15 protein-coding genes and 1 tRNA gene are annotated in these 23,096 nt (G+C 70.8%); 12 read left to right on the top strand and 4 right to left on the bottom strand.

What is annotated here, in order from left to right; translation table 11 throughout:
• Window positions 1-131 precede the first annotated feature (131 nt).
• From ACYVIH_RS09510 to ACYVIH_RS09455, 12 genes are all read left to right on the top strand, one after another.
• Window positions 132-470, top strand: coding sequence for an STAS domain-containing protein (locus ACYVIH_RS09510; RefSeq protein ID WP_460868586.1), 339 nt, complete (start codon window positions 132-134; stop codon window positions 468-470).
• A gap of 8 nt (window positions 471-478) precedes the next feature.
• Window positions 479-904 (top strand): ATP-binding protein, encoded by a 426-nt coding sequence (locus tag ACYVIH_RS09505; RefSeq protein ID WP_460868584.1) that lies wholly within the window; start codon window positions 479-481, stop codon window positions 902-904.
• A gap of 214 nt (window positions 905-1,118) precedes the next feature.
• Entirely contained in the window at window positions 1,119-3,494 is a 2,376-nt protein-coding gene (locus ACYVIH_RS09500; RefSeq protein ID WP_460868582.1) for a sodium-translocating pyrophosphatase, read from the top strand.
• 170 nt (window positions 3,495-3,664) lie between these two features.
• Complete coding sequence (locus ACYVIH_RS09495) at window positions 3,665-5,716, top strand: glycosyltransferase (RefSeq protein WP_460868580.1); 2,052 nt, start codon at window positions 3,665-3,667, stop codon at window positions 5,714-5,716.
• Window positions 5,717-5,727: 11 nt separating this feature from the next.
• Window positions 5,728-7,200 carry a DUF7059 domain-containing protein gene (locus ACYVIH_RS09490; RefSeq protein ID WP_460868578.1) on the top strand — a complete coding sequence of 491 codons (1,473 nt, stop codon included), beginning with the start codon at window positions 5,728-5,730 and terminating at the stop codon, window positions 7,198-7,200.
• A 121-nt stretch (window positions 7,201-7,321) separates the two neighbouring features.
• A complete protein-coding gene (gene topA / locus ACYVIH_RS09485; protein ID WP_460868576.1) occupies window positions 7,322-10,000 on the top strand; it encodes a type I DNA topoisomerase in 2,679 nt (892 codons plus the stop codon).
• Window positions 10,001-10,021: 21 nt separating this feature from the next.
• Window positions 10,022-12,103, top strand: a complete 2,082-nt coding sequence (gene tmk / locus ACYVIH_RS09480; RefSeq protein ID WP_460868574.1) for a dTMP kinase — start codon at window positions 10,022-10,024, stop codon at window positions 12,101-12,103.
• Window positions 12,100-13,257, top strand: coding sequence for a DNA polymerase III subunit delta' (locus ACYVIH_RS09475; RefSeq protein ID WP_460868572.1), 1,158 nt, complete (start codon window positions 12,100-12,102; stop codon window positions 13,255-13,257). Before tmk ends, ACYVIH_RS09475 begins: the two co-directional genes overlap by 4 nt.
• Window positions 13,258-13,322: 65 nt before the next feature.
• Window positions 13,323-14,885 carry an alpha/beta hydrolase gene (locus ACYVIH_RS09470; protein WP_460868571.1) on the top strand — a complete coding sequence of 521 codons (1,563 nt, stop codon included), beginning with the start codon at window positions 13,323-13,325 and terminating at the stop codon, window positions 14,883-14,885.
• Window positions 14,886-15,268: 383 nt separating this feature from the next.
• Window positions 15,269-15,344 (top strand) — tRNA-Thr (locus ACYVIH_RS09465).
• Between the two features lie 288 nt (window positions 15,345-15,632).
• Window positions 15,633-15,878 (top strand): type II toxin-antitoxin system Phd/YefM family antitoxin, encoded by a 246-nt coding sequence (locus tag ACYVIH_RS09460; protein ID WP_460868569.1) that lies wholly within the window; start codon window positions 15,633-15,635, stop codon window positions 15,876-15,878.
• A complete protein-coding gene (locus ACYVIH_RS09455) occupies window positions 15,875-16,264 on the top strand; it encodes a type II toxin-antitoxin system VapC family toxin (protein WP_460868567.1) in 390 nt (129 codons plus the stop codon). The genes ACYVIH_RS09460 and ACYVIH_RS09455 overlap by 4 nt, the downstream gene beginning before the upstream one ends.
• Window positions 16,265-16,349: 85 nt before the next feature.
• On the opposite strand, the gene ACYVIH_RS09450 is transcribed toward ACYVIH_RS09455, so the two are convergent.
• From ACYVIH_RS09450 to ACYVIH_RS09435, 4 genes are read right to left on the bottom strand one after another with little or no spacing between them, the layout of a single operon-like run.
• Window positions 16,350-17,495, bottom strand: a complete 1,146-nt coding sequence (locus tag ACYVIH_RS09450; protein WP_460868565.1) for a Wadjet anti-phage system protein JetD domain-containing protein — start codon at window positions 17,493-17,495, stop codon at window positions 16,350-16,352.
• Entirely contained in the window at window positions 17,492-20,908 is a 3,417-nt protein-coding gene (locus ACYVIH_RS09445) for an ATP-binding protein (protein WP_460868563.1), read from the bottom strand. Before ACYVIH_RS09445 ends, ACYVIH_RS09450 begins: the two co-directional genes overlap by 4 nt.
• Window positions 20,901-21,491 carry a DUF4194 domain-containing protein gene (locus ACYVIH_RS09440; RefSeq protein ID WP_460868561.1) on the bottom strand — a complete coding sequence of 197 codons (591 nt, stop codon included), beginning with the start codon at window positions 21,489-21,491 and terminating at the stop codon, window positions 20,901-20,903. Before ACYVIH_RS09440 ends, ACYVIH_RS09445 begins: the two co-directional genes overlap by 8 nt.
• Window positions 21,488-22,939 carry a DUF3375 domain-containing protein gene (locus ACYVIH_RS09435; RefSeq protein WP_460868559.1) on the bottom strand — a complete coding sequence of 484 codons (1,452 nt, stop codon included), beginning with the start codon at window positions 22,937-22,939 and terminating at the stop codon, window positions 21,488-21,490. The genes ACYVIH_RS09440 and ACYVIH_RS09435 overlap by 4 nt, the downstream gene beginning before the upstream one ends.
• Window positions 22,940-23,096: the final 157 nt, after the last annotated feature.

Here is a 23,096-nt window from a genome sequence, read left to right as displayed (position 1 = left end):
CAGCGCCGGGCGCGAACCGACGTGACCTGCGCCCGCATCGGGTGCATGATTGAATACGCACTGCACAGGGGAGGGTGTCGTCCGGCGCTCTCCCGAGGCTTCGCGCACGCGGCATGGTTGGGAGAAACCACGTGGATCTGTCACTCGAGACGCGTCACGAGGGTGGTAACACCATCATCGAGGTCGGCGGGGAGATCGATGTCTACACCGCTCCGCGGCTCAGGGACAAGATCACCGAGCTCGTCGGTGAGGGGCACTACAACCTCGTCATCGACATGGAGAAGGTCGACTTCCTCGACTCGACGGGGCTCGGCGTGCTCGTCGGTGGGCTGAAGAAGGTGCGTGCCCACGACGGCTCCATGCAGCTGATCTGCAACCAGGAGCGACTGCTCAAGATCTTCCGCATCACGGGTCTGGCCAAGGTGTTCACCATCCACGGCTCCCAGGCCGAAGCGCTCGCCGACAGCTGAGGGGAACCATGCCGTCTGGCACCGATCGTGCGGCTGCCGCAGTCACCGTGACGATCGCCCGTGACCCTGCCCTCGTGCGCACCGTCCGCCTGGTGGCGGCCTCGGTGGCGCGCCGCACCGGCCGCGACGAGGAGTTCGTCGAGGAGGTCCGCCTCGCCGCCGGCGAGGCGTGCGCGCTGCTGCTCGCCGAGCGGCCGAAGGGCGAGCACGCGGGCGGTACGTCGAGCGACGAGCCGGTCGCGGTGACGATCACCATCGACGACGCACTGCGTGTGGACGTCTCCACCCCGGCCGCCGTACCCGTCGTCGACGACCCCGACAGCGACATCGACGGGGTCGAGCCGTGGGCACTGCTGCGCGGGCTGATCGACGACTTCGAGGTCGACCAGGGCGTCGCCGGCACCAAGGTGTCGATGCGCTGGCCGCTGTCCTGAGGCGCTTGTAACGCTCCAATCGGGGCAACACGACCGGAGTTCTCGAAAATGTGGCACACGCCACACACCCGGTCCCCTGCCAACCGCAACGCGTCAGTAGACTCCGGGCCACATTCGTGTCAGGTGCACCACGTGCACCTGACCACCTGCGACAGACGCCGCAGGCATCGGCGCAACCCAAAGGGCCGGTCGCCGGCCCACCGGAGGAGGACTCATGTCCGGACTCACCCTCGCCGCAACCGGCGCGGATGTGTCACTGTCCGGTAGCAACCAGACCTTGATCATCGTGGTCGGCGTCATCGCCGTCATCGCCCTGGCGATGGGCCTGATGTTCCGCGGTCAGGTCCTTGCTGCCAACGAGGGCACCGAGAAGATGCAGGAGATCGGACAGGCCGTGCAGGAGGGCGCCTCGGCGTACCTGACACGGCAGTTCAAGACCCTGGGCATCTTCGCCGTGCTCGCGCTCGTCGTGCTGTTCCTGCTGCCGGCAGACGACACAGCGGTCCGGATCGGCCGGTCGCTGTTCTTCCTGGTCGGCGCGGGCTTCTCGGCCACGATCGGCTACCTCGGCATGTGGCTCGCGGTGCGCGCCAACGTCCGGGTGGCCTCCGCGGCTCGCGAGCACGGGCGCGACAACGCGATGCGGATCGCCTTCCGCACCGGCGGCACGGTGGGCATGGCGACGGTGGGTCTCGGCCTGCTCGGCGCCACCGTCGTGGTCCTGATCTACGAGGGCAACGCCCCGGCCGTGCTCGAGGGCTTCGGCTTCGGTGCCGCCCTGCTGGCGATGTTCATGCGAGTCGGCGGCGGCATCTTCACCAAGGCCGCCGACGTCGGCGCCGACCTGGTCGGCAAGGTCGAGCAGAACATCCCCGAGGACGACCCGCGCAACGCCGCCACGATCGCCGACAACGTCGGCGACAACGTCGGTGACTGCGCCGGCATGGCCGCCGACCTGTTCGAGTCCTACGCGGTCATGCTGGTCGCCGCGCTGATCCTGGGTACGGCGGCCTTCGGCGCCGAGGGCCTGGTCTTCCCGCTGATCGTCCCGGCCATCGGCGCCCTGACCGCGATCCTCGGCGTCTACCTCACCCGGCCCCGCGCCGGTGAGAACGGGCTGCGCACGATCAACCGGTCGTTCTACATCTCCGCGGTCGTCTCGGCGGTCGCCAGCGTCGCGGCGGCGTTCCTCTACCTGCCCGACTCCTTCGAGAAGCTCACCCAGGTCGAGGGCTCCGGCGTCCTGCTCGACCTGGTGCTGTTCGGCGAGAACCCGGTCCCCGACGGCGACCCGCGCTTCATCGCCGCCGGCGCGGTGCTGATCGGCATCGTGCTCGCCGCGCTGATCCTCTCGCTCACCGGCTACTTCACCGGCACCGAGCACCGTCCGGTCAAGGACGTCGGCCAGACCGCGCTGACCGGTCCGGCCACGGTGATCCTCTCCGGTCTCTCGGTCGGCTTCGAGTCGGCCGTCTACACCGCGCTGGTGATCGGTGCCGCCGTCTACGGCGCGTTCCTGATCGGCGGCGGTGTCACGGTCGTGTCGCTGTTCGCGGTGGCGCTGGCCGGCACCGGCCTGCTCACCACGGTCGGCGTGATCGTCGCGATGGACACCTTCGGTCCGGTCTCCGACAACGCCCAGGGCATCGCGGAGATGTCCGGTGACGTCGACGAGGAGGGCGCGGCGATCCTCACCGAGCTCGACGCGGTCGGCAACACCACCAAGGCGATCACCAAGGGCATCGCGATCGCGACCGCCGTACTCGCCGCCACCGCGCTGTTCGGGTCGTTCACCGACGCGGTTGGCAACGCCGCCGAGGACTCCGGGGCCCTGGACACGCGTCCGGAGACCGCGGAGACCGCGCTCGGCCTGCTCGGTGTCCTCAACGTGGCCAACCCGGCGAACCTGGTCGGCCTGCTGATCGGCGCCGCGGTGGTGTTCCTGTTCTCGGGCCTGGCGATCAACGCGGTCGGCCGAGCGGCCGGCGCGGTGGTCTTCGAGGTCCGCCGCCAGTTCCGCGAGATCCCCGGGATCATGGAGGGCACCGGCCGTCCGGAGTACGGCAAGGTCGTCGACATCTGCACCCGCGACTCGCTGCGCGAGCTGGCCACCCCCGGCCTGCTGGCGATCCTCGCCCCGGTGGCGGTCGGGTTCGGTCTCGGTGCGGCGCCGCTGGGCGCCTACCTGGCCGGCGCGATCGGCATGGGCACGCTGATGGCGGTGTTCCTGGCCAACTCCGGTGGCGCCTGGGACAACGCCAAGAAGCTCGTCGAGGACGGGTACCACGGCGGCAAGGGCTCGCCGGCGCACGAGGCGACGGTGATCGGCGACACGGTCGGTGACCCGTTCAAGGACACCGCCGGCCCGGCGATCAACCCGCTGCTGAAGGTGATGAACCTGGTCGCGCTGCTGGTCGCTCCCGCCGTCGTGTCGATGTCGGTGGGCGAGGACCAGAACGACGCGCTGCGGATCACGATCGCGGTGGTCGCGGCGCTGATCATCGCCGGCGCGGTCTACATCTCCAAGCGGCGCTCGGTCGCGATCGAGGAGGCCCCGGAGCCCGCCGGTTCCGGGCCCGTCCCGGTCTGAGTCCCCGGTAGCAACGCCTCGAGGGCCCGTCGGCAGCACGCCGGCGGGCCCTCGTCGTACGACGGGCGGGGCGGGTGTTGCGGCCCTCACAGCGGGGAAGGATGCATGCCCGGACGCTGGTAACGTGACCGGGTCCGTGACCGAACCTTCCCCATCGACGAGGACCCGCCTTGACTGACACCGTCGCCATGCCCGCAACCGGGGGGACCGCGGAGAGCGCGAGCAGCACGCCGTTCCGGGTGGTGCACCGCACGATCCTCCGCGCGGAGCAGGAGATCGACATCCGCCCGCTCTACGTCGGGGCGGTGACCGGCTTCGGCGCCACCTCCTCGGCCTCCGGGCCCGCGGGGGACACCTCGGAGGACAAGGGTGACGCGGTCAACTACTCCAACGCCGAGAAGGCCGGCTTCGCCGAGGGTGCGGCGAGCCTGAGCGGGTTCGGCAAGATCACCGAGGAGGGCGCGCTCGTCCTGCCCGAGCGCCGACTCACCTTCGGCACCTACTTCAACGCGTTCCCGGCCGGCTACTGGCGCCGGTGGACCGACTTCGCCTCCGTCCGGCTGCAGGTCACCGTGCAGGGCGAGGGCACGCTCAGCGTCTACCGCTCCACGGCCAAGGGCCACATCCAGCGCGCCGAGTCGGTCAGCTTCGACTCCGCCTCGCCGGAGACCCACAGCTTCGACCTGCCGCTGAAGCCGTTCATCGACGGCGGCTGGTACTGGTTCGACGTCGAGGCCGGCGAGCAGGAGGCGCTGCTGGTCTCCGGCGTCTGGGGCTTCGAGACCGACCGCACTGCGCCGGGCATCGTGTCGATCGGCATCACCACGTTCAACCGACCCGACTTCTGCGTCGACCAGCTGGTCGCGCTCGGCAACGAGCCCGAGGTGCTCGACATCATCGACGAGATCTACGTCGTCGACCAGGGCACCCAGAAGGTCAAGGACGAGCCGCGCTACGAGGCGGCGGCCGCGAAGCTCGGCCCGAAGCTGCGGGTGATCGAGCAGGGCAACCTCGGTGGCTCCGGCGGCTTCTCCCGGGCGATGGACGAGACCGTCGCCAAGGGCGACGCCGACTACGTGCTGGTGCTCGACGACGACGTGGTGGCCGAGCCGGAGGGCATCCTGCGCGCGGTCGCGTTCGGCGACCTCGCCAAGCGGCCCACCATCGTCGGCGGCCAGATGTTCAGCCTCTACGACCGTTCGGTGATGCACGCCTACGGCGAGACCGTCGACCGGTGGCGCTGGTTCTGGGGCGCGGCTCCCGGCACCAAGCACGGGCACAACTTCGCCGCCCGGTCGCTGCGCTCCACCGAGTGGCTACACCGGCGCACCGACGTCGACTACAACGGCTGGTGGATGTGCCTGATCCCGACCCGGGTGATCAAGGAGATCGGCCTCTCGCTGCCGATGTTCATCAAGTGGGACGACGCGGAGTTCGGGCTGCGGGCCGGCGAGGCGGGCTACCCGACCGTGACCCTGCCCGGTGTCGCGGTCTGGCACGTGCCGTGGCACGAGAAGGACGACACGATCGACTGGCAGGCCTACTTCCACCGCCGCAACCGGCTGATCGCGGCGCTGCTGCACTCGCCCTACGATCACGGCGGCAACGTCGTCGCCGAGAGCATGCAGACCCAGGTGCGGCACCTGCTGTCGATGCAGTACAGCCCCGCCGAGATGGGCCTGATGGCGATCGAGGACATCCTCGAGGGGCCGCAGCGGATGCACCGCGACGTGCTCGAGCGGCTGCCCGAGCTGCGTCAGCTCCGTCAGGGGTACGACGACTCCCGCTCCCAGCCCGACGTCGACGCCTACCCCGCCCCGCGCCGGAAGAAGCCGCCGCGCCGCGGCCGGGACATCTCCGCGCCGGTCGGCACCGTCGGCAAGGTCAAGACCGTGCTGCGCGGTGCGGTCAAGCAGGTGCTGCCGCCGAGTGAGCTCTCCCGCGAGCACCCGCAGACCACGGTCCCGCACCTGGACCTGAAGTGGTGGAAGCTGATGCAGCTCGACTCCGCGCTGGTCTCCTCGGCCGACGGCACGTCGGTGTCCTGGTACAAGCGCGACCCGCAGCTGGCCAAGGACCTGCTCAAGCGCTCGATCGCGATCCACGCCCGGCTCGCGAAGGAGTGGCCGCGCCTGGCCGAGGAGTACCGCGCGGCGCTGCCGGACCTGGTCTCCCCGGAGGCCTGGCACGCCACGTTCGAGAAGTCCAGCAAGAAGGACTGACCGCGGACACGATGCAGCGGCTTCGCGCCGCACTGGAGCGGGCCGGCTACACCTACGACGGTGTGGCCGGCCTTCTCGGTGCGACCGCGCACGCCGCCCTCTCCCGCAACGAGACCACGCCCGGCCTGCGGGCGACCCGCGACGGCTCGCCGCTGGCGACGCTGACCCGGCTGTGGCTGCTGCAGGCTCCGGTCGACGCCGGTGCGGCAGAGCGGGCGCTGCCCGGCCTGCTCGGCGAGCTCGAGGAGCTGGGGATCGTCCGCCGGTTCGGTGACCTCGTCAGGGCGCTGGTCGACGTACGCCCGTATGCCGACGACACGCACGACTGGTGGGTGCTCAGCGACCTGACCCCCGGGCTCGACGGGCAGAACCTGCGCGTCGGCCCCGACCACGTGCTGGGGATCAGCTCGGCGTCCACGTCGCTGGCGCAGCTGACCGTCCGCGAGCCGGTGCAGCGCGCCCTCGACCTCGGCACCGGCTGCGGCGTGCAGGCACTGCACCTCGCCGCGCACGCCAACGAGATCGTGGCGACCGACGTCAACCGGCGGGCGCTGTGGCTGGCGCGGCTCAACGCCGAGCTCAACGGGGCCGGCGGCATCGACGTCCGCGAGGGCAGCCTGTTCGAGCCGTTCGAGGGCGGTGAGGATCCCGGTTTCGACCTGATCGTCACCAACCCGCCGTTCGTGATCTCGCCGGCCACCGGCGAGCTGCTGGTCTACCGCGACTCCGGTCTGCCCGGCGACGAGGTGGTCCGTCGCGTGGTCACCGAGGCGCCGCGGCACCTGCGTCCGGGTGGCTGGGCGCAGGTGCTGGCCAACTGGGTGATCGAGCGCGACCGGCCGTGGGACGAGCGGCTGCGCGGCTGGGTCGAGGGTTCGGGCTGCGACGCGTGGGTGGTCCAGCGCGAGGTGGCCGACCCGGCGCAGTACGTCGAGCTGTGGCTCAAGGACGCCGGTCTGCACGGCAGCCCGGAGTACGCCGAGCGCTACGACGCGTGGCTGTCATGGTTCGAGGAGCAGGGTGTCGAGGGGGTCGGCTTCGGCTGGATCAACCTGCGGCGCACCGACCGGCTCGCTCCGGTGCTGCGCTTCGAGGAGTGGCCCTACGACGTGGAGCAGCCGCTCGGCGCGGAGATCGCGGACTGGGCGCGCCGCGTCGACCGGGAGCAGACCCTCGCCGACGACGAGCTGCTGGCGGCTCGGCTGGTCACCCGGTCCGACGTGCGCCAGGAGACGTTCGGGGCGCCCGGCGAGGCGGACCCCGAGCAGATCGTGCTCCGGCAGCAGCGCGGGCTGCGCCGGGCGCGCACCGCCGACACGGTCGAGGCCGGACTGGTCGGCGCCTGCGACGGGGAGCTGGCGGTCGGGCAGGTGCTGGCCGCGCTCGCGACGCTGCTGGACCGGGATCCCGCCGCTCTCGCCCGCGACTACCTCCCGGTGGTGCGCGAGCTGCTGGTGGAGGGCTTCCTCACCGCCGACGGCTGAGGTGTCCGGTCCGGTCGGCCCCCGGGGATGCGCTTCCGGGTGGGGGCTACCGTTACCGTGGCGTGCGGGTCGCTGCCCAGCGGAGGCAGTACGGACCCTTTGATGGAGGAGCAGTATCGACGTGGCAACGAAGAACGCGGAGAACGGTCACAAGCTCGTGATCGTCGAGTCGCCTGCCAAGGCGAAGACGATCGCCGGCTATCTCGGCAAGGGCTACGTCGTGGAGTCCTCGATCGGCCACATCCGCGACCTGCCGCAGAGCGCCTCCGACATCCCCGCCTCGATCAAGGGCCAGCCGTGGGCGCGGCTCGGCGTCGACATCGAGAACGACTTCAAGCCCTACTACGTGGTGTCCCCGGACAAGAAGAGCCACATGACCAAGCTGAAGAAGCTGGTCAAGGACGCCTCCGAGCTCTACCTCGCCACCGATGAGGACCGCGAGGGCGAGGCGATCGCCTGGCACCTGCTCGACGAGCTGAAGCCGAAGATCCCCGTGAAGCGGATGGTCTTCCACGAGATCACCCCGCAGGCGATCAACGCCGCGGTGGAGAACCCCCGCGACATCGACGAGGACCTCGTCGAGGCGCAGGAGGCCCGCCGGATCCTCGACCGGCTCTACGGCTACGAGGTCTCCCCGGTGCTGTGGAAGAAGGTCATGTCCGGCCTGTCCGCCGGCCGGGTGCAGTCGGTGGCGACCCGGCTCGTCGTGGCCCGGGAGCGCGAGCGGATGGCATTCCGTGCCGCGTCGTACTGGGACCTCGAGGGCACCTTCGACGCCGGCGCCAAGCACGACGAGCGGATGTTCCCCGCCAAGCTGCACTCCGTCGACGGCGCCCGCGTCGCCCGCGGCAGCGACTTCACCGCGCAGGGCGAGCTGAAGTCCGCCAACGGCATCGTGCACCTAGACCGGGCGCGCGCCGAGGCGCTGGTCGCCGGGCTGCACGACACCGAGTTCTCGGTCCGGTCGGTGGAGTCCAAGCCCTACCGCCGCTCGCCGTACGCCCCGTTCCGGACCACCACGCTGCAGCAGGAGGCCTCCCGCAAGCTCGGGTACGGCGCCTCGCGCACCATGTCGATCGCGCAGCGGTTGTACGAGAACGGCTTCATCACCTACATGCGAACCGACTCGATCACGCTGTCGGAGACCGCGATCGCCGCGGCCCGCGAGCAGGTCCGCGAGCTGTACGGCTCGGAGTACCTCCCCGACAAGCCGCGCGTGTTCGCCTCGAAGGTCAAGAACGCCCAGGAGGCGCACGAGGCGATCCGGCCCGCCGGCGAGCACTTCCGCACCCCTGCGCAGACCGGGCTGAGCGGCGACGAGTTCCGGCTCTACGAGCTGATCTGGATGCGCACCGTGGCCTCCCAGATGAAGGACGCCGAGGGCCGGTCGGTCTCGGTGCGCCTGGGTGGCGCCGCCGCGTCCGGCGAGGACGTCGTCTTCGCCGCGTCCGGCCGGGTGATCACCTTCCACGGGTTCATGAAGGCCTACGTCGAGGGCTCCGACGACCCGAGTGCGGAGTCCGACGACCGGGAGACCCGGCTGCCCGCGGTGGCCGAGGGCGACGTGGTCACCGCGGCGGCGCTCAAGGCGGCCGGTCACGAGACCAAGCCGCCGGCGCGCTACACCGAGGCCACGCTGATCCGCGAGCTGGAGGAGCGCGAGATCGGGCGGCCGTCGACGTACGCCTCGATCATCGGCACGATCCTCAACCGCGGCTACGTCTACAAGAAGGGCACCGCACTGGTGCCGGCGTGGCTGGCGTTCTCGGTGATCCGGCTGCTCGAGGAGCACTTCTCGCGGCTGGTGTCCTACGAGTTCACCGCGCAGATGGAGGACATCCTCGACGAGGTCGCCGCCGGGCGCCGGGACCGCAACACCGAGCTCGCCGAGTTCTACTTCGGCAACGGCAACGTGGAGGGCCTGCAGCAGCTGGTCAACGGCCTCGGCGAGATCGACGCCCGCGAGCTGGCCACGTTCCCGATCGGCGAGGGCATCGACCTGCGGGTGGGGCGCTACGGCCCCTACATCGAGACGCCCGACGGCAAGCGGGCCAACGTGCCCGACGACCTGCCGCCCGACGAGCTGACCCTCGAGAAGGCCAAGGAGCTGCTGGAGAACCCCGCCGGGGCGGAGACCGAGCTCGGCAAGGACCCGGAGACCGGACACGTGATCGTGGCGAAGAACGGCCGCTACGGGCCCTACGTCACCGAGGTGCTCCCCGAGGACGCCCCCAAGAGCGCGAAGCCGCGGACCTCGTCGCTGTTCAAGACGATGACGCTGGAGTCGATCACGCTCGACGACGCGCTCCGGCTGCTCACCCTGCCGCGCGTGGTGGGCACCGACCCGGAGTCCGGTGACGAGATCACCGCGCAGAACGGCCGCTACGGGCCGTACCTGAAGAAGGGCACCGACTCCCGCTCGATCGACTCCGAGGAGAAGCTGCTCACGATCACCCTCGACGAGGCGCTGGAGATCTACAAGCAGCCCAAGACGCGGGGTCGCGCGGCGGCCAGCCCGGGCCGCGAGATCGGCGAGGACCCCGCGACGGGCAACAAGATCACGGTCAAGAGCGGCCGGTTCGGTCCCTACGTCACCGACGGGGAGTACAACGCCACCCTGCGTCAGGGCGACGACGAGGCGACGATCTCCCTGGAGCGCGCCGCCGAGCTGCTCGCGGAGAAGCGGGCGAAGGGGCCGGCGCCGAAGAAGCGTGGCGCGAAGAAGACGGCCAAGAAGGCGACCAAGAAGACCGCGAAGAAGTCGACGACGAAGAAGGCTGCCGCCAAGAAATCCTCGTGACCGGGCTCGTAGGGTAGCCCTGTGAGCGACCACGACGAGGCCATGCACCCCTCGGCCTCCTCGGTCGAGGAGCTGCGGCACGCCCCGACCCACTCCCTGGCCGCGGTGCTCCGGATCCGCGACTTCCGGTTGCTGTGGGTCGGGCTCGGCCTGTCCAGCCTGGGCGACTGGATCGGCCTGCTCGCGCTGACCGCGATGGCCAACGAGTTCGCCGCGCAGTCCTCCGGCGGCTCCTACGCGGTGCAGAACTTCGCGATCGCCGGCGTGCTCTTCCTGCGCGTGCTGCCGGCGCTGATCATGGGCCCGGTCGCGGGCTACATCGCCGACCGGATCGACCGACGGATCACGCTGATCTGGGGCGACTACATCCGCGGTGCGCTGTTCATCACGATCCCGGTGGTGGGCACCCTGTGGTGGGTCTTCGTGGTCACGGTGCTGGTCGAGATCGTCAGCCTGGTCTGGGGCCCGGCGAAGGACGCCACGGTCCCGAACCTGGTCCCGCGGCACCGGCTGGAGGCCGCCAACCAGATCAGCCTGGCCACCACCTACGGCTCGGCGCTGCCGGCCGCTGCGCTGTTCACCGGGCTGACCCTGGTGGACAAGCTCTACCGCAACCTGTTCGTCGACTTCCCCAACGGGCCGATCGACCTGGCGATCTACTTCAACGGAATCTCGTTCATCGTGTCCGGCATCGTGATCACGAGGTTGAAGGAGATCCCGCGCGGCCCCGCGACGGGACGCGAGGAGGGCAACGCGATCCGGGTCGTCCTTGACGGGTGGAAGTACGTCGGCGGCACGCCCGTCGTACGCGGCCTGGTCGTGGGCATCGTCGGCGCCTTCGCCGCCGGCGGCGTGGTGATCGGCCTGGCCCGCACGTTCGTCTCCGACCTCGGCGGCGGCGAGCCCGGCTACGGCGTGCTGTTCGGGACGGTCTTCCTGGGCCTAGGCCTGGGCATGTGGCGGGGCCCCCGGCTGCTGCAGGGGTTGTCCCGGCGGCGGATGTTCGGCCTGGCGCTGACCGGCGCGGGCCTGCTGCTGTTCCCGCTCGCGCTCGTCCAGCAGCTCGAGATCGTCACCGCGATCACGTTGGTGCTCGGCTTCTTCTCCGGGGTCGCGTGGATCACCGGCAACACCCTGCTCGGCCTCGAGGTGCCCGACAGCGTCCGTGGGCGGACGTTCGCGTTCGTGGGGTCGATGATCCGGCTCTCGCTCGCGCTGGTGCTGGCCACCGCGCCCGCGGTCGCCGGTCTGATCGGCACGCACAGCCCGGAGATCCTGGGCAAGGAGTACGTCTACAACGGTGCCGCGATCACGTTCCTGCTCGCCGCCGTGGTGATGACCGCTGTCGGTGTCACGTCCTACCGTCAGATGGATGATCGCAAGGGAGTCCCGTTGGTCAACGACCTGCGCAACGCGTTCACCGGCTCGCCCGGTGTGTTCTCCGCGGTCGGTGTGTTCATCGCGCTCGAGGGCGGCGAGGGTGCCGGCAAGTCGACGCAGGCGCGCGAGCTGGCGCGCTGGCTCCGGTTCGAGGGGTACGACGTGGTGCTGACCCACGAGCCGGGCGACACCGGCGTCGGCCGCAAGCTGCGCGAGATCGTGCTCGACCCGGAGACCGGCGACATCGCCGACCGCGCCGAGGCGCTGCTCTACGCCGCCGACAAGGCCGAGCACGTCGAGCGGGTCGTCGCCCCTGCCCTGGCCCGCGGTGAGGTCGTGGTCACCGACCGCTACGTCGACTCGACTCTGGCCTACCAGGGCGCCGGCCGGGCCCTCGACCCCCGGGAGCTGGAGAAGGTCGCGCGCTGGGCCACCGGCGACCTGCGCCCGCACCTGACCGTGCTGCTCGACCTGCCGCCCCAGGCCGGACTGACCCGGTTCGAGGAGCGCGACCGGATCGAGCGGGAGTCCCTGGAGTTCCACGAGCGGGTGCGCGCGGCATTCCTGCGGCTGGCGTCGGCGCACAGCGAGCACTACCTCGTGATCGACGCCCGGCTGCCGGTCGAGGAGATCGCGGCCGCCGTGCGCGGGCGGGTCCTGCCGCTGCTGGAGCAGGCCCGGCGGCGGCAGCCGCTCGAGCGGGCCGAGGGGTCCGAGGCATGACGGCCCAGGTCGCGGCAGCCGGCGGCGGGGTGTGGTCCTCGCTGGTCGGCCAGCAGCACGCGATCGCCACGCTCCAGCGCGCGGTCGGCGGGCACGGGATGACCCACGCCTGGCTGTTCACCGGCCCGCCCGGGTCCGGCCGCTCCAACGCCGCGATCGCGTTCGCCGCCGCCCTGCAGTGCGAGCGCGGCGGCTGCGGGGAGTGCCACACCTGCCACACCGTGCTCGCCGGCTCCCACTCCGACGTGAGCGTGACCCGCACCGAGACGGCCGTGATCAAGGTCGAGGGGATCCGCGAGCTGGTGATGCGCTCTGCGCTCGCCCCCGCCCAGGGTCGGTGGCAGATCATGATCGTCGAGGACGCCGACCGGCTCAACGAGAGCTCCGGCAACGCGCTGCTCAAGGCCATCGAGGAGCCCTCGCCGCGGACGCTTTGGCTGCTGTGCGCCCCGACGGTCGAGGACGTGCTGCCCACCATCCGGTCCCGCTGCCGCAACGTCGTGCTCAGCACGCCGTCGGCCGCGGAGGTCGCCGGGTTCCTGGTCAGCAAGCACGGCATCGACCCGCCGCTCGCCGCCTACGCCGCCCGCGCCAGCCAGGGCCACATCGGCCGAGCCCGCGCGCTCGCCGTCGACGACGCCACCCGCAACCGCCGCCGCGAGGTGGTCTCCATCCCGGCCGGGCTCACCTCGCTGGGTGCCTGCATGAACGCCGCCGCCAACCTCGTCGACATCGCCAAGATCGAGACGGAGGCGGTCGGCGACGAGATCAACACCCGCGAGCGCGCCGAGCTCGAGGCGGTGTTCGGCAGCGACCGCAAGGCCAAGACGTCACGGTCCTACAAGGCGGCGCTGTCCCAGCTCACCGAGAGCCAGAAGCAGCGCGGGAAGCGCCGCACCCTCGACGTGGTCGACCGCTGCCTGATGGACCTGGTCTCGGTGTACCGCGACGTGATCGCGGTGCAGACCGGAGCCCCCGGCGACCTGGTCAACGAGGAGATGCGCGGCGAGATCACCGGTCTGGCTCGGCAGTCCACGCCGGAGCAGAACCTCCGGCGGATCGATGCGGTGTTCGCCGCGCGGGAGAAGATGATGGAGTTCCAGGTGCCGCCGCTGCTGGCGCTGGAGGCCATGATGGTGTCCCTGCGGCTGTAGCCCGCCGCCCGCCTGGCCGTGTCGCGCGACCGGCCGTGCTTCAGGTCCCGGCCTAGACTCTGGCCGTGCCCACGACGTCTCCCGCCCGCCGGCTGTTTCGCGCAGCTGCCCTGCCCGTCGTACTCGTCCTGGGGCTGAGCGCCTGCCAGACCGGCGACGACCCGCAGGCGAGCCCGTCGCCGTCGCTGTCGTCCAAGCCGCTGCCCTCGGCCGCCGCGACCGACCGGCCGGACCCGGCGCTGGAGCGGTACTACACCCAGGACGTGCGCTGGAGCGGGTGCCGGACGAACCTGCAGTGCGCCGAGATCGAGGTGCCGCTGGACTACGCCGACCCCGACGGTGAGGCGATCACCCTGTCGCTGCTGAAGGTGCCGGCCGAGAACCGCAAGCAGCGGGTCGGCTCGCTGGTGGTCAACCCCGGAGGTCCCGGCGGGTCGGGCACCAACTACGCGGCCAACGCGCAGACCTACTTCGGGCCGGAGGTGCGCCGGGTCTTCGACATCGTCGGCTTCGACCCGCGCGGGGTGGGGGAGAGTACGCCGGTCGACTGCCTGTCCGACGAGCGGCTCGACGAGTTCGCCGCGAGCGACCCCGACCCGGACACCCCGGCCGAGCTCGACGAGATGGACCAGATGCTCGCCGAGTTCGGTGAGGGGTGCCTCGAGAAGAGCGGCGACCTGGCCCGGCACGTGTCCACGGCCGAGGCGGCCCGGGACATCGACATCATCCGCGAGCTGCTCGGCGACCGGCAGCTGAGCTGGTTCGGGGCGTCGTACGGCACCCTGCTCGGCGCGACGTACGCCGAGCTGTTCCCCGACCGGGTGGGGCGGATGGTGCTCGACGGCGCGCTCGACCCGACTCTGTCCAACAAGGAGCTGAGCCTGGCGCAGGCGCGCGGCTTCGAGACCGCGCTGCGCTCCTACGTGCAGGCCTGCGTGGACCGGGGCAGCTGCTTCCTCGGCTCGTCGGTCGACGCCGGCACCGAACGGATCCGGGAGTTCCTCGACGAGGTGGAGCAGCGGCCGATCTCCGGCTCCGGGGACCGGCAGCTCGAGGTCGGCAACGCGGTGCTGGGGATCTGGGCGCCGTTGTACAACGAGGAGTACTGGCCGCTCCTCGACGGCGCGCTCCAGGCCGCCTTCCGCGGCGAGGGCCGCGCGCTGCTCGCGCTGTCGGACGCCTACACCTCCCGTGGACCCGACGGCTACATCGACAACTCGATGGAGGCGTTGTACGCCATCAACTGCCTCGACCAGGACGACGAGCCCATCTCGTCGGCGGAGGCCGCCGCCCAGGTGCCGGAGTTCGAGAAGGCGTCGCCGACCTTCGGCTCGGTCTTCGCCTACGGGCTGTCCAGCTGTGCCGGCTGGCCGGTCGAGGGCGCCGAGGACGTCGGCCCGCTGGTCGCCGAGGGCGCCGAGCCGATCCTGGTGATCGGCACCACCCGCGACCCGGCGACCCCGGTCGAGTGGGCCGAGGCGCTGGCGTCCCAGCTGGACTCCGGGGTGCTCGTGACCCGCGACGGCGACGGCCACACCGGGTACCTCGCCGGGAACGCCTGCGTCGACGAGGCGGTCGAGTCCTACCTGGTCTCCGGTGTCGTCCCGTCCGACAACGTGACCTGCTGACCCTGTCCCGCTGGCCGGCCCGCCCCGGTGGTCGAGCCTGTCGAGACCCAGGCCCCGATGGTCGAGCTCGTCGAGACCGGGTGCCGCTGGTCGAGCTCGTCGAGACCCAGGCCCCGCTGGTCGAGCCTGTCGAGACCCAGGCCCCGCTGAGAATGGGCAAGAACAGCAACCGCGCTTCAGGATTGGGCAGATACGACAGTCCCAGTCGCCTGGACGTGTTGTTTCTGCCCAATCCGCAACGACGACTGCCGTTTCTGCCCAATCGTCGGTCCTGGCCGCCGCGCCCCGGCCGACCCGCGCCGGGCAAGGCCCCCGCCCGGTTTCGTCGTTCGCGGGCTGCTTCCGTATACTCGTCCGGCGTGCCCGGCTCTGGCTGGGCACAGGCCGCCTTAGCTCAGTCGGCAGAGCGATTCACTCGTAATGAATAGGTCGTCGGTTCGATTCCGACAGGCGGCTCCAGATGAAGCCCCAGGTCAGAGGCCCTGTACCTCTCCTGGGGTTTTGTCATTCAGGGCCCAAGTGGGGCCGCGTGCCCCGTGGTTCCCCGCGCTCGTCGCGTACCGCCGAGGCGCCGAGTTCTCGAGTCGCGCGGCCGTGTCCCGCAGGTCCTGGTTGATCAGGCGGCCGTAGAGGCCGTGCGCTCACTGGGGAAGGCGAGGAGTTCTGCGACGCGCTGAGGGTTCCCGCCACCTACCCCCTGATGTCTGAGTGAGTCGGGGGTGCGCTACGCAGCGCTACAGTGGTCAGATGAAGATCATCAGCCAGCGCGAGCTCCGCAACGACAACGCCGAGATCATGCGTGGCGTACAGCGCGGCGAGACCTACACGGTCACTCGGCACGGTGTCCCCGTGGCCCGGCTCGGGCCGGTGAGCGCCGGCGACCTGCGCTGTGACCGTCCCGCGAAGAAGCGTCCCGTGTACGCCGATCGACCTCGCGTGCGCATCAGCACACCCAGCGGCGAGATCCTGGACGACCTGCGGGGAGAGCGGTGAGCCTCTGGTATCTCGACACGTCGGCGGCGCTGAAGCTGATCGTGGACGAGCCGGAGTCTGACGCGTTGGCGCGCACCCTCGACGAAGAGGCGCCGGAGCTGGTCGCGTGCTGGCTGCTGGAGACCGAGCTGCGTCGCGTCGCCCAGCGTGTCGATGTGCTGACCCAACAGCACGTCTCGGACCTGCTCGACGGCGTGGGCCTCTACGAGGTCCCGTCGTCCCTGTTTCGCGAGGCGGGGCTTCTGCCAGGCGCACAGCTGCGGTCGCTGGACGGGCTACACCTGGCAGCCGCCATTCGCATCGGCGTCGACGGGGTCGTCACGTACGACGCACGGCGCGCAGAGTCTGCGCAGATCCTGGGGCTGGACGTTCTCGCCCCCGTCTGAACTCTGATCTTCCGACCCGGCCATCCCCACGGGGCGCCGGGCCGGGGACCAGGTGCCTCACGAGGGAGCGGTGAGTAGGTGTCGTCTAGCAGTCCACGCCGAGGCGCGGCGCCGCCCAGGCCCAGTCGATCCGCTCCTGCTCCAGCCGCACCCGCTGCCCGAGGCGGTCCTCCACAAGTACGGCGTACACGTCGGCCTCCTCGGAGGTGAGCCGGGTCAGGCGCGCCGAGGTGGGCCGCTCCTCCTGACCCCAACGCTCCCGGTGCTCGAGCAGCGTCGCCAGGTCCATCAGCACCGAGCGGGTCTGCGGCAGCCAGGCGCGCAGCCGGTCGAGGATGGCAAAACCGTGCGTGTCCAGATCGCCCCAGTAGGCCACCTCCGCGTCCCGCAGCCAGGGCAACGAGCCGGCCCGGTCGACATCGAAGCCCCTGCCCCACAGGACGAGCCCGTCCTGCGGCATCGGCACGCTGAGGTAGGTGATCTCGTTCTCCACGATCACCGCCCGCTTCGCCGGCAATGCGAGTGAGTGCAACTCGTCGTGACGCACAGCGACCTCGGTCAGCGGAGCGGGCAACCCGAGCGAAGCGTGCGGACGCAACCGGACGAGGTTTGGCTTGGCCCGCAGCCCGAGCCCGCCGAGGAACCCGGCGGCCGACCCCGGCACGCCGAGGAGCTGGGCGAGGACGGGCCGGTGTCGCTCGGCGTACTTGGTGTCCACGCCCGGTGCGGCGATCTCGCGCAGGTAGCGGCCGGAGCCGCGGTGCTCGTCGAGCCATCGGTACGCCGCCAGCAGGCGTGCCCACTCGCCGTGCAAGCCCAGGGCCTCGAGGGGACGCGCGCCGACCCAGGCGCGGACCACCGGCTCGGCCGCGACGACGCCGAGCACCCCGTCGTACACCGTGACCTGCCGCGCGACGCCCAACAGCGCCCAGGCCTGGGCGTAGGTCTCCACGACTGCCCGGCTCGGCAGCCGGTTGCGCCCGACCAGGCGGCCGCCGACCTCGGCGTGCTCCAGCCGGTAACGCGCGCCGTCCCGCGAGCCCTGCTCCAGCTCCCACGCCCACTCCTGCACCTCACCGAGGCGTTCACCGAGCTCCCGCGGACCCGGCCGGCGCAGGGGCACCTCGATGCGCGGGCAAGGCTCGCCCGCGGCGTACGCGCGCAGCAGGGTGCCGTCGTCCCACCGCCGCTGCACCTTCGCGCGGACGTCCGCCGAGGTCGACCACGTCATCCGCGCGCCGACCCGGAACCGGTGTGCCCGGCGCGCAGCTCGTGCAGCTCCTCCACCGTCAGCGTCTGCAGCCGCGAGCTGGCACCGTCGGGGTTGTCCACGAAGCCGATCGCCCGGACGTAGGGCTCGATGACGTGCACCTTCTGCAGCGGCGTCACGATGAGCAGCTGCAGGCCCAGCTTGGCGAACAGCTCCAGCGCATAGCGGGTCGACAGGTCCGAACCACGACCGAACGCCTCGTCGATCACCGCGAACCGGAAGTCCCGGGAGCGCTGCGCACCCCACTCCAACCCGAACTGGTAGGCCAAGGACGCGGCCAGGATCGTGTAGGCGAGCTTCTCCTTCTGCCCGCCGGACTTGCCGTCGGAGTCGCGGTAGTGCTCCCACTCCTCGTCGGTGACCCGGTCGCGCTCGGAGGCCGAGAACGTGAACCAGTTGCGCACGTCGGTCACCCGGCGGGTCCACGCCTTGTCGCTGTCGGCATGTCCCTCCCGGCCCCGGAACCGCTGGATGATCCGCTGCACCTCCAGGAACCGGCGCTCGGAGTACTGGTCGTCGTCGCCGCCGATCGCGTCGGTGGTCGCGTCGCGCAGCTCCTTGCGGAAGGCCTGCACCTCCTGGTTGACGGTGCGCTCCTTCTCCAGCCGGATGTAGCGGCCGGGGTTGTAGTCGATCGCCCCCATCGCCTCGTTGATCCGGTCGATGCGCACCTGGATCTCGTCGGCCTGCCGGTTCAGCCAGCTGTGGAACTGCGCCAGCTCGCGGATCGTGTTGGTGTTGAGCTGCTCCTTGAAGTCCGCCTCGAACCGGGGCAGGTCGTCCTGCGCGATCCGGTCCCGCATCGCGCGGAAGTCCGCACGGGTCTCCACCGCCGCGTCCATCTCGCTGCGCAGCTCGGGCCAGGAGGACAGCATCTTGTTCATCTCCTGCACCAGGCTGGTGACGTAGCCGCCCAGCTCCCGGCCGACCTTCTCGACGGCGGCCTGCAGGTCGGTGGTCAGCCCGGCCTCCGCCGACGCGCACTGCTCGGAGTGTTGTGGCAGGTCGCGGCCGAGCCGCTCGGTGAGGGACGGGTACGCCGCGCGCGCTGCCTCGACGTCGTCGGCGGCGAGGCCGTCGAGGAACTGCTGCGCCTCGGCTCGTTCCCGCTCGCCGCGGGAGACCCGTTCCTCCAGGCGGGCGGTGTGACGGGTGAGCTCGCCGAGCCGCGCCTCGAGCTGTTGTGACCGCTCCTCGTTGACGCCCAGTCGCTGTTCGATCTCGGCCAGCTCCGACGACCCGGCGACCAGCCGCTCCCGTTCGGCATCGGCTTCGACGGACCGCTGCTCGGCCTCCTGCCAGTCCAGGTCCGTCCACGAGGTGTATGCCGCCAGTCCGGCCAGAGCCTGCGCCCGCCGGTCCAGCGTCTGGCGTTCGGTGGCCAGCTCCTCGCCCTGACTCTGCACGGCGAGGAACTCGGTCTGCAGCGTTTGCAGCTGTTCGGTGAGAGCGGCGACCTTGCGCTCGTTGACCCAGCCCAGCACCCAGGTGCGGGGGTCGTCGACCCGAGACCGGTCGTCCTTCTCGTGCCGGTCGCCGGACCGCACCTGGCCCTGTCGGGTGACCGCCCGCCCAGCCGTCCGGAACTCCTCCAGCGTGTCGGCGCAGAGGTGGTCGGCGCGGCGGACGAGCTGGCTGCGGACGTGGTCGGCCAGCGGGCCGTCCTTGACCTGTAGGCAGTCGGCCAGTACCCGACGTGAGCCGATGTCGCTCACCTGCAGCGACACCCGGCGGGCGGGGACCCGCTCGTAGACCAGCCTGCTGCCGGCCGTGCTGCCGTCGGCGCGGCGGTGGGTGAGCCGGCGACCGTCGACCCAGTGTGCGACGGCGGCATAGTGCTCGTCAGGTACGAGCAGGGACAGCGCGAACCCGCGCAGGACGCGCTCGGCCGCTCCCCGCCACTCGGCGTGCTCCTCGTCGACGTCGACCAGCTCGCCGGCGAACGGTAGCTGCTCCTCATCCAGGCCCAGCTCGGCGCACAGCTGGGCGCGAACGTCGAGCTGGCTCATCGGGAGGTTGCTGGTGCGTCCGGCCAGGCTGGTGAGCTCGTCGCGGACCTGGCTGCTCTGCAACTCGAGTTCGCGTTGACGGCCCCGCAACTCGACGAACCGCTCGTCGAGGAGGGTGCGGGTCTCGGTGACCGTCTCGTCGAGGGTTGCGACCTGCCGCAGGACTGCGGCGAACCCGTCGGCGTCGGCCACCGTACGCAGACCCGCCTGCTCGACCCGCCGGTCGAAGTCGACCCGTCTGCCGCGCCGCTGGACCGCCTCCGACCGGGCTGCCTCGGCCTGCTGCTGCAGCTGGCCGACCCGGTCGCCGCCGGCACGGGCCCGGGCGCTGATCAGCCCCTCGCGTTCGCGGGCCGCGTCGGCGCGCGCGCCGGCCAGCTCCTCGGCCTGCGTGATCAGACCGGCGAGCTCGGACGAGATCGCCGCGAGCTCGTCGTCCAGCAGCCGTGTGCGCAGGTCCGCGAAGAACGCCCGGGTCGCGTCGCGCTGCCGTTCCAGTTCGGTGCGCCGGGCGAGCGCGGCGTCGTACCGGTCGGCGGTGGCCACGAGCGGTTCGAGCACCTCCAGCTGGTCGCGGGCGCGCGTGACCGCCTCGTGGGACTTGGTGAGGTCCTCGAAGTGGCCGACGATGCCGCGCACCCGGTCGGTCACGTCGACCGGCTCGAGCATGTGGTTGCGGACGAACTCGTTGAGGTTGCCGACCGACTTCATCGACACCGTTTGGTGGAACAGCTCCATCGCCTGCTCCGACGCGATGCCCAGCCGGCGTCGTACCGAGCGAGCGTAGTCGGGGAAGACGTTGTGGATTTCCGCGCCGCCGGCGCGCAGTCGTTTGCGTAGGTCGAGCAGGTCGGACCCGAAGGAGGTGAAGTCGGCCTCCACCGACAACGCCTTGTCGGAGACCACGAAGAACCGGTCCGGCTGCCCGGCCTTGTCCTTCTGGTGGAACACCTGCGCGAGGGTTACGGTCTCGTCGTAGCCCTCGTTGACAAAGACGCCGAGGATCACCGAGTAGCTGCGATGGTCACGCAGCCCGATCGGACGCGAGGCGCCGGTGGCCTCGATCCGCTCGGACTTGTAGTGGCCTTCCACGTAGCTGCGGAGGGTGCGTTCCTTGGTGTCCGCGCCGGCAGCTTTGTTGTAGGAGATTCGGTGCGCCGGGAGCAGCAAGGTGGTGACCGCGTCGACCAGGGTGGACTTGCCGCTGCCGATGTCGCCGGTGAGCAGAGCGGTCTCGCCGCCCAGGGACAGTCGCCACACGCGCTTGTCGAAGGTGCCCCAGTTGAATACCTCGATCTGGTGCAGCCTGAAGCCCGCGCGGGACGGGGTGTCCAGCTCCACCGAGGAGAACAGTGCGTCAGTCATCGGTGCCGTCCGTCCGGCGGCCGGCGTAGTCGGCGAGCTTGCCAGCGAAGTCCGACATGGTCTGGGCGTCCACGTAGGCCTTGAGGATCCGGCGTACCTCCCAGTGGTCGGACTGACCCCGCAGCTGACGCAGGAAGCCGAGGTCAGCGGCCTTGCGGATGGTGGTGTCGACGCTGTCGACCACGCGCGCCTCGTTGGTGGAGTCGGCCAGGAACAGCCGCAGCAGGTCGACGATCTGGTCGCGGCTCAGCACCAGCTTGCCCTCGCCGCCGGCGGTCTCGAACTCCACCAGCCGCTTGCGCAGCAGCACCAGCAGCAGGCTGACGTGGTAGGTCAGGCTGCGCCGCTTCACCAGCCGGGGGAGCGGGTCGGTGTCGTCGTGCTCCTCCTCGCTGCGCAGGAACGCGTAGCCCTCGGCGTCGTCGACCACGACCTCGACGCCGATGGTGGCGAAGTGGTCGCGGACGGCACCCTCGTGTCGCGCGAGCGCGAGCCAGGTGTCCTCGTCACTCTCGCGATAGACCACCCCGCGCATCAGCTTGATGATCGCCGTCGCGGTGGCCTGCTCGTCCGGTGTCCTCACCGCCGGGTCACCGTCACCTTGGGCAGCCGCACTCGGCGTACGACGGCGGGGTCGGACGGGTCGGGGTAGTCGACCAGCATCTCCTCGGTCTCGTCCATCTCCACGGTGAGGTCGTCGTCGGTCAGAGTGAGATAGGAGACCAGCTCGGCGGCTCCCTGCTCCAGCGGGTAGAGGTCGACGATGTCACGCAGCAGCGCGGTGCCGCGCGGCGGTACGACCGTACGGATGTTCGTGGCCAGGCGGGCGAGGTCGACGTGGCTCTGCTCGAACAGCGCTGCGATGTCGACCTCCGACCTGTCGTCGGGCGCGAGCAGACTGTCCACGCTGGTGGTCGGCTGAGCGTCGTACAGCGGCCGCTCGAACGGCAGCGCCACCTCGATGCCGGGCTCGTCGACCTCGAGGCCGAGTGTCGGGGGCTTGTGCCGACAAGCCAGGGCCGTGGCCTCGATGGTCCTCACCAGGTCGAGGACGCGACGGTTCTCCAGCCACACCTGGTCGTCGAGGAAGCGACGCAGCTGCTCGGAGATCTGCCGCACCGTTCCCTGGGTGCGCTCTGCGGCGTCGGACCAGTCGTGGTGGATCGTGCGCAGCCGTTGCTCGGTCTCGAGCCCCGCGACCCGCTGCACTCGGGCGAGCAGATCCGTCAGCTCGTCCTGCCGGGACTCCGAGAGCAGGAAGTCGTAGAACGCCTGGAAGCTCCGGCCCTGGTCGGTGCCGGTGATGCTGCTGCGGCTGTCCACGAGGTCCGCCAGCAGCTCCCCTTTCCCACCCTCCCAGGAGGCGATCCGCTCCCGGGCGGAGCGGTCCAGGCTGCGGAAGTTCTCCTCGACCTGGCGGAAGTCAGCGAGCAGCTCGCGGGCGGTCGCGGCGAACTGGTGATAGCGCTCGCGCAGTGCGGTGGGGTCGAGCACGTCGACCTCACCGGCCTCGACTGCCGCTATCTGCTGGTCGATCGCGGCGCGTCGGCGCCGCAGCTCGGTCAGCCGCGCCTCCGGGTCGGTCTCGGCGCCGTGGACGATCTGACGTAGCAGGTCGACCACGGTCTGTAGCCGGGACTCGGTGCCGACGAACGACCGGGTCTGCAGTGTGGCGAGCCAGGCGTAGGCCTTCTCGAACGAAGGCGTCGCGTCGTAGTGGACCTCGTCCGACCCCGGCGGGTAGAAGCGCCGCAGCCAGCCGGTCGCATCGGCCGACCAGTCGTCGAGGTACTCCTGTGGGCTCTTCGGGTAACGGCGCTCCCCCGAGCCATCGGCGCTGCCGCGTCCCGGGTCGAGTCCGTAGAGCTCGTCGTCGAGCCGGGAGACCAGAGCCGATGCGGCGGTCGCGCCGTTGTTCTCCTCGACGAAGTGTCGACCGAGGAAGGACAGCACCAGCGGAGCGTTGCCGGCGCGCAGGAGCCGCCACGCCGGGTGCTGCTCACGCAGCGCCTCGATCATGTCGTGGTCCATGGCTCACCTCGCGGGTCGTCGTGCCGGGGTCAGCCTAGGACCGTCCGGTGCAAGGAGGCATCCTCACTGCCTGGTCCGGTCCGAGCTGGCCCGGGCCTCGGTGACACCCTGCATGATTCGCAGCTGCCTCCTGGGCAGCGACTCGAGCTGCACCGCG

It is taken from the genome of Nocardioides pakistanensis (assembly GCF_054781215.1).
The sequence above is the reverse complement of the archived record's forward strand: the minus strand, read 5'-3'. Positions and strand labels throughout refer to the sequence as shown.